The sequence below is a fragment of the Methanocalculus sp. genome (assembly GCF_029762515.1).
Classification (GTDB): domain Archaea; phylum Halobacteriota; class Methanomicrobia; order Methanomicrobiales; family Methanocorpusculaceae; genus Methanocalculus.
Window position 1 is genome coordinate 1 of the sequence record NZ_JARVGN010000131.1, and the last position, 5,390, is coordinate 5,390.

The window sequence follows — 5,390 nt, forward strand, 5'->3', positions numbered from 1 at the left end:
CCACAAAATCGTCGAGCATGGAATCGGTCTTGCCTCGGGATCACCCTATGCCAAATTCGGAGCAATACGATCAGTTGTCTCAGCCGCATCTGAACTTCCCCTTCTCTCAAGTGTCGCACTCATCTATCTCATCACGGGATCGCTTATGCTCCGTGATATCGAGGCATACCAGGCAGTCAACGGTCCGCTTCTTTTTGTGGCATTTCCGGCAGCAATCGCTCTTTATATGGTAATTCTCTCAAAGATCCACTATGGCCCCTTCTCGATTGTTGAGGCAAAAGAGATCGTCAGCGGATACTGGACAGAGCACTTCGGTGTCTGGAGAGGCCTGATGAATGCGGCATTTGGTTTGAAGACGTTTGTCCTCCTGTATACGTTTGTGATCGTCTTCATCGGGCCAATCGGCCTTCCCCTCACACTACTTGCAATCCTGATCCTGATGATAACACTCTCATTTGTCTGTGCAGCCACCCCGATGCTCTCACCCTATGACAGCGTTACCGTTCAGACACTCACAACCGGACTTATTGCCATCTATATCATCTATCTGGGGGTATTTGCATGAACCTGATTCGTAACTGCCTTCTTGCAGGTCTTCTCCTGTATATCTGTATTTTTCTGATACAGGGTACAGCCACAGGCGCTGTACTTGTTGCTGCCATCATCGGAATCCTCATTCTTCTTGGAATTGGTTCCACACTCTTCATCTCTGATGAAAAACAGCTGAAGAGGGTTGAGATGATCTTAATCTGGTGTTCCATACTGGTTTTTGCGATATACGGACTCCTGGTTGCCGGAGGGATTCTATGAACAGGTATCTCTATGAAAAGGATCTCAGGCAGATGAAACTCATCATCCTCGAGAGCAGACGCCATGATGCAGTCGTGCAGGAGCTTGCCGCAACCCTTGGTATAAAACGCCAGCAGCTCAGAAAGATACTCATTGAGAGCTCCGATATGATGTTTCTTGAGAATCTTCCAGCACGCTCTGATGCGGCAAGAGAAACGGGGGACGAGACTGAGAGGCTGCTTGGCATCCCTCTCCTTGTCCAGGCTTTTCATCTGTTGTCAAGGGAAGAGGGGGCCCGGGTCAGGGAACAGTACCTTCAGAGGATACAGAATGGTATCACACAGGAGGTTGCGATTTCCAAGGCACAGATTGAGTTACTGGAGATGATCCGATCATGAGTCTTCTTCAAAGTCTCAAAAATGCCGTCCGATCACGCTCAATCCATGTTGCCTATGTCAATGTCGGATCCTGTAATGGCTGTGATATCGAGATTCTCGCATGCCTCTCTCCCCGCTATGATATCGAACAGTACGGAATCTATGTGCACAACAATCCAAGAGAAGCCGATGTTCTCCTGATCACAGGAGCATTCAGTCCGCAGTGGGAAGACAAGCTCAAGCCGCTCTGGGATAAGATCCCTCATCCAAAAGTCGCAGTCGCCATCGGAAACTGCCCGATATCAGGATGCGTCTTCAACCGTCCGGAGACCCTTGTCGATCCGCCGGTATCAAAACATATCCCGATAGCAGCTGAGATCCCGGGTTGTCCCCCCCGACCGACAGAGATCATCAGTACCATCCTCTCGCTGGCACCAATAATCTTCAAAGATTACGAGGAGACGAAGAAATGAAAAAGACAGTAGACATATCCCTCCCGGTTGGCCCGATGCATCCCTGCTTTAAGGAACCATGCCGTATAAAATGCGAAACACGGGGCGAATATGTCCTTTCAGCCGAGGTTGAACTGGGCTATGTGAAGAAAGGGATCGAGCGGATCATGCGGGGAAGGCCCTGGCAGGAAGTGATGTTCCTTGCAGAACGTGTCTGTGGGATCTGTTCGGTGATTCATAACTTTGTCTTCATTGAAGCAGTGGAGAATATCAGTGGCATTGTCCCAACAGAACGTGCCGCGTTCCTGAGAGTTATCGTAAACGAACTCGACCGGATGCAGAGCCATCTCCTTGCAAACTACTCGTACTGCTATACAATCGAGCATGAAACCCTGGCAATGTACCTGTTAAACCTCCGTGAGACGGTGATGGATCAGCTCGAGCTGATCACGGGAGCACGGGTTACCTGCGCATATATTGTACCGGGAGGGGTCCGCTCTGATCTATCCACGGATGATGCAGAAAAACTCAAATCCGCGCTCGATCACATAGATGCCGAACTGTCACGGTTCGTGAAGATATTTGAGACAGGGCCACTCATCGCCCTCCGTTCAAAAGAGATCGGCATACTCACCAGGGAAGCAGCTATCGAATCGCATGCTGTCGGCCCTACTGCGAGGGCGAGCGGAATCGACAATGATCAGCGATCAACTCACCCCACATACAGGGCACTTGGTTTCTCTCCCATCATCAGGCAGGAAGGGGATAACTATGCCCGTATTATGGTCAGGTTTGAAGAGGTATTCCAGAGCACAGGCCTCATACGATCGGCACTTGCCGCCATGAAAGAAGGGCCGATCCGTGGAGGAGGCGTAATCAAAGCAGGGTCGATCAGCTATCGGGGTGAAGCCCCGCGAGGAGAACTCCTCTATGAACTCAAAACAGACGATTATGGCAGGATTCTTGAGATAGCCATCCAGACACCATCAATTCCGAACATCCAGGTCTGCTCCCATGCAATGCTGATAGATGCGCAGTCGGCAGCTGATATAACCTCGATCTTCATCAGCTCAGATCCCTGCATCGCCTGTACAGAGAGGTAAGTTCCGTGTTCTCGATCATCTACTATATCAGGGAATTTCTGCGGCCCCAATGGATTACTACATTCTTCACAGCGAAAACCGCCCCCCTTGTGACTCCCCCGTACTTCCGGGATTTTCCAGAGTTAACAGACAAGGAATGTACACACTGCCTTGCCTGCATGATGATCTGCCCGGCTCCTGATGCAATTACTGTTGTAAAGCGGGAGGAAATCTGGCGGCCAGAGATCACAAAAGGACACTGTATCAGGTGCGGACTCTGTATTGAGGCATGTCCTGAAGATGTGCTTACAAGCGGAAGAATACTGGCATACAAAAAAGAAGAAGAGCTCACACTCAAGGGCACATTTCATATTGAGATCGACCAGTCTAAGTGCATGGGATGTGGGAACTGTACGGTTGCATGCCCGGTGAACAGGGAGATCGATCCGTCACTCCGTTCCAGCGGAACATCAAGCTCAGGCGAGGTGATCATGCGTGTGGACACCGGCCAGAACAAGGTGCTCCATGAAGAGAAATGCACAGGATGCAAGACCTGTGAAGAGAGTTGTTCAAACCAGGCTATCCGGGTTGCCCGTGTTGTTGAAGCGCTCCAGGGAGTGGAAGAATGAGATTTGCACTCTCATCCGGAAGGACAGTCCCCCAGGGTTCATTCATCGAACATAAGCTCTCGAAAGGATACCAGAGGGCAACCTCAATGATATACATTCACCCACTCGATCTCATGGAGCTTGGACTGGAATCAGGTGACCGGGTACATGTTACAAGCGACTTTGGTTCTGTTGTTCTTACCACAGAAACAACTGAGGATATACAGACAGGCTGTGTCTATATCGCACTCGGTCCATATGCGAATGCGATCACAGGAGGCTATACCCATGCAACCGGGATGCCCGATTATAAGGATATTACCGTTGAAATTGAGCCAACAGACGATCCTGTGCCCACCGTATGGGATCTGATGGAGATAGTTGGAGGGCTTCGCTATGGACATTAAGGATGTTCCCTGCCCGTTCTGTGGGTGTCTCTGTGACGATATCAGTGTCCGGCTAGAGGATAACAGGATTACCGGCGTTGAAAACTGCTGTACTCTCGGGAATGCCAAGTTCCTCTCAAAAGGCAGGCTACAACACCCAATCATGAGAAGAGACGGGAAATGGGTTGAAGTAACCTATGAAGAGGCAATCGATGAGACAGCCCGCATCCTCTCAGACGCAATGCGTCCACTCCTGTATGGATGGAGTGGAACGATTGGAGAGGCACAGGTTGTTGGTGTCCACCTTGCAGAAGAGATAGGGGCACTTATCGACAGTACAACCTCAGTCTGCCATAATCCATCCATCCTGGCAATCCAGGAGGTGGGACACCCCGGCTGTACTCTCGGCCAGGTGAAGAACCGTGCCGATCTCGTTGTCTACTGGGGATGCAATCCGATTGAAGCACATCCGAGGCACATGAGCAGGTACACAACCTATGCCGACGGATACTTCATCGATAACACAGCTACCGATAGAAAAGTCATTGTTGTTGATATCAGGAGATCCGAGGGGGCAAAGATTGCAGACGAATTCATCCAGGTGAAACCGGGTGGCGATTATCTTGTCCTTTCAGCCCTCCGTGCAATTGTCCGCGGAAGAGGGGATGTAATACCGGATTCTGTTGCCGGTGTGAAAAAAGTCCAGCTCCAGCGTGTCGCTGATCTGATGATGAAAGCAAAATTTGGCGCCGTATTCTTTGGACTCGGGGTCACGATGAGCCGTGGCAAATACAAGAATGTCAGAAATGCAATCGAACTCGTATCAGAGCTCAACAGGAAGACGAAATTTACTATCAGTGCAATGCGTGGCCACTTCAATGTCTATGGATTCAATGAAGTCCTCACCTGGATGGCAGGGTATCCGTTTGCAGTTGATTTCTCACGGGGTATCGCCTTCTATAATCCCGGCGAGACTACCGTCATCGATCTCCTTGAGAGAAAAGAGCCGGATGCCTGCCTGGTTGTAGCAAGCGATCCCGGTGCACATTTCCCAAAATCAACGATTGAACATATGGCAGCGATACCAACAGTACAGATTGATCCTTGTGTCAATGCAACAACCGCTCTCTGCCAGGTGCAGATACCTGTTGCAATTACCGGGATCGAAGCTGCCGGAACCGCATACCGGATGGATGGAGTTCCGATCAGGATGAAGAAAGTACTTGAAACCGAGTTTCCAACCGATCAGGAGATTCTTGAGCGAATCGTCACACGTATACGGGAGATGAGATCACATGGCTGAGATACTGCTGAAAAATGCCTATGTTATTGACCCGATATCCGGAATAAACGGGGAAGTGATGGACATCGCCATCTCCGGGAGCAGGATCGTCGAAGATGCATCCCCAAAGGCCGAGGTGATCGATTGCCAGGGATTCCTCACCCTCCCGGGAGGAATCGACTCACATACGCATACATCAGGGACAAAAGTGAACTTTGGCAGGTACATGAGTCCGGAGGATATGCGTGCCGGCCGGACTGCAAAGAAAGGACACATGCATATCACCTCGGGCTATAGTGTTCCAACAACGTACGGAAACAGCTACCGGTACAGTGCACTTGGGTATACCACACTCGTTGAGGGTGCGATGGCCCCGCTTGAAGCCCGCCATACCCATGAGGAGTTCAAGTTTAC

The 5,390-nt window shown here is 50.4% G+C and carries 9 protein-coding genes; all 9 read left to right on the forward strand.

The features are described 5' to 3' along the window. The coding region (locus QCH34_RS06015; RefSeq protein WP_300331695.1) for an NADH-quinone oxidoreductase subunit H at positions 1-565 on the forward strand (565 nt) is incomplete at its 5' end. After that, positions 562-810, forward strand: a complete 249-nt coding sequence (locus tag QCH34_RS06020) for a hypothetical protein (RefSeq protein ID WP_300331698.1) — start codon at positions 562-564, stop codon at positions 808-810. The genes QCH34_RS06015 and QCH34_RS06020, both read left to right, overlap by 4 nt. Further along, positions 807-1,187, forward strand: a complete 381-nt coding sequence (locus QCH34_RS06025) for a DUF1959 family protein (RefSeq protein WP_300331701.1) — start codon at positions 807-809, stop codon at positions 1,185-1,187. The genes QCH34_RS06020 and QCH34_RS06025 overlap by 4 nt, the downstream gene beginning before the upstream one ends. Then, positions 1,184-1,639: a hypothetical protein gene (locus QCH34_RS06030; protein WP_300331704.1), complete on the forward strand. Its 456-nt coding sequence runs from the start codon at positions 1,184-1,186 to the stop codon at positions 1,637-1,639. Before QCH34_RS06025 ends, QCH34_RS06030 begins: the two co-directional genes overlap by 4 nt. Further along, positions 1,636-2,721 carry a nickel-dependent hydrogenase large subunit gene (locus tag QCH34_RS06035; protein ID WP_300331706.1) on the forward strand — a complete coding sequence of 362 codons (1,086 nt, stop codon included), beginning with the start codon at positions 1,636-1,638 and terminating at the stop codon, positions 2,719-2,721. The genes QCH34_RS06030 and QCH34_RS06035 overlap by 4 nt, the downstream gene beginning before the upstream one ends. A 5-nt stretch (positions 2,722-2,726) precedes the next feature. Then, complete coding sequence (locus QCH34_RS06040; RefSeq protein WP_300331709.1) at positions 2,727-3,329, forward strand: 4Fe-4S binding protein; 603 nt, start codon at positions 2,727-2,729, stop codon at positions 3,327-3,329. Further along, positions 3,326-3,715 (forward strand): molybdopterin dinucleotide binding domain-containing protein, encoded by a 390-nt coding sequence (locus tag QCH34_RS06045; protein WP_300331712.1) that lies wholly within the window; start codon positions 3,326-3,328, stop codon positions 3,713-3,715. The genes QCH34_RS06040 and QCH34_RS06045 overlap by 4 nt, the downstream gene beginning before the upstream one ends. Further along, a complete protein-coding gene (locus tag QCH34_RS06050; RefSeq protein WP_300331715.1) occupies positions 3,705-4,997 on the forward strand; it encodes a formylmethanofuran dehydrogenase subunit B in 1,293 nt (430 codons plus the stop codon). The genes QCH34_RS06045 and QCH34_RS06050 overlap by 11 nt, the downstream gene beginning before the upstream one ends. Then, positions 4,990-5,390 (forward strand): amidohydrolase family protein (locus tag QCH34_RS06055; protein ID WP_300331718.1); only part of this gene is annotated, 401 nt, incomplete at its 3' end. The genes QCH34_RS06050 and QCH34_RS06055, both read left to right, overlap by 8 nt.

What these genes read in the sequence shown, in the direction of transcription:
- QCH34_RS06020 (WP_300331698.1), top strand. Translation starts at nt 562, where the DNA reads ATGAACCTGATTCGTAACTGCCTTCTTGCAGGTCTTCTCCTGTATATC.
- QCH34_RS06025 (WP_300331701.1), top strand. Translation starts at nt 807, where the DNA reads ATGAACAGGTATCTCTATGAAAAGGATCTCAGGCAGATGAAACTCATC.
- QCH34_RS06030 (WP_300331704.1), top strand. Translation starts at nt 1,184, where the DNA reads ATGAGTCTTCTTCAAAGTCTCAAAAATGCCGTCCGATCACGCTCAATC.
- QCH34_RS06035 (WP_300331706.1), top strand. Translation starts at nt 1,636, where the DNA reads ATGAAAAAGACAGTAGACATATCCCTCCCGGTTGGCCCGATGCATCCC.
- QCH34_RS06045 (WP_300331712.1), top strand. Translation starts at nt 3,326, where the DNA reads ATGAGATTTGCACTCTCATCCGGAAGGACAGTCCCCCAGGGTTCATTC.
- QCH34_RS06050 (WP_300331715.1), top strand. Translation starts at nt 3,705, where the DNA reads ATGGACATTAAGGATGTTCCCTGCCCGTTCTGTGGGTGTCTCTGTGAC.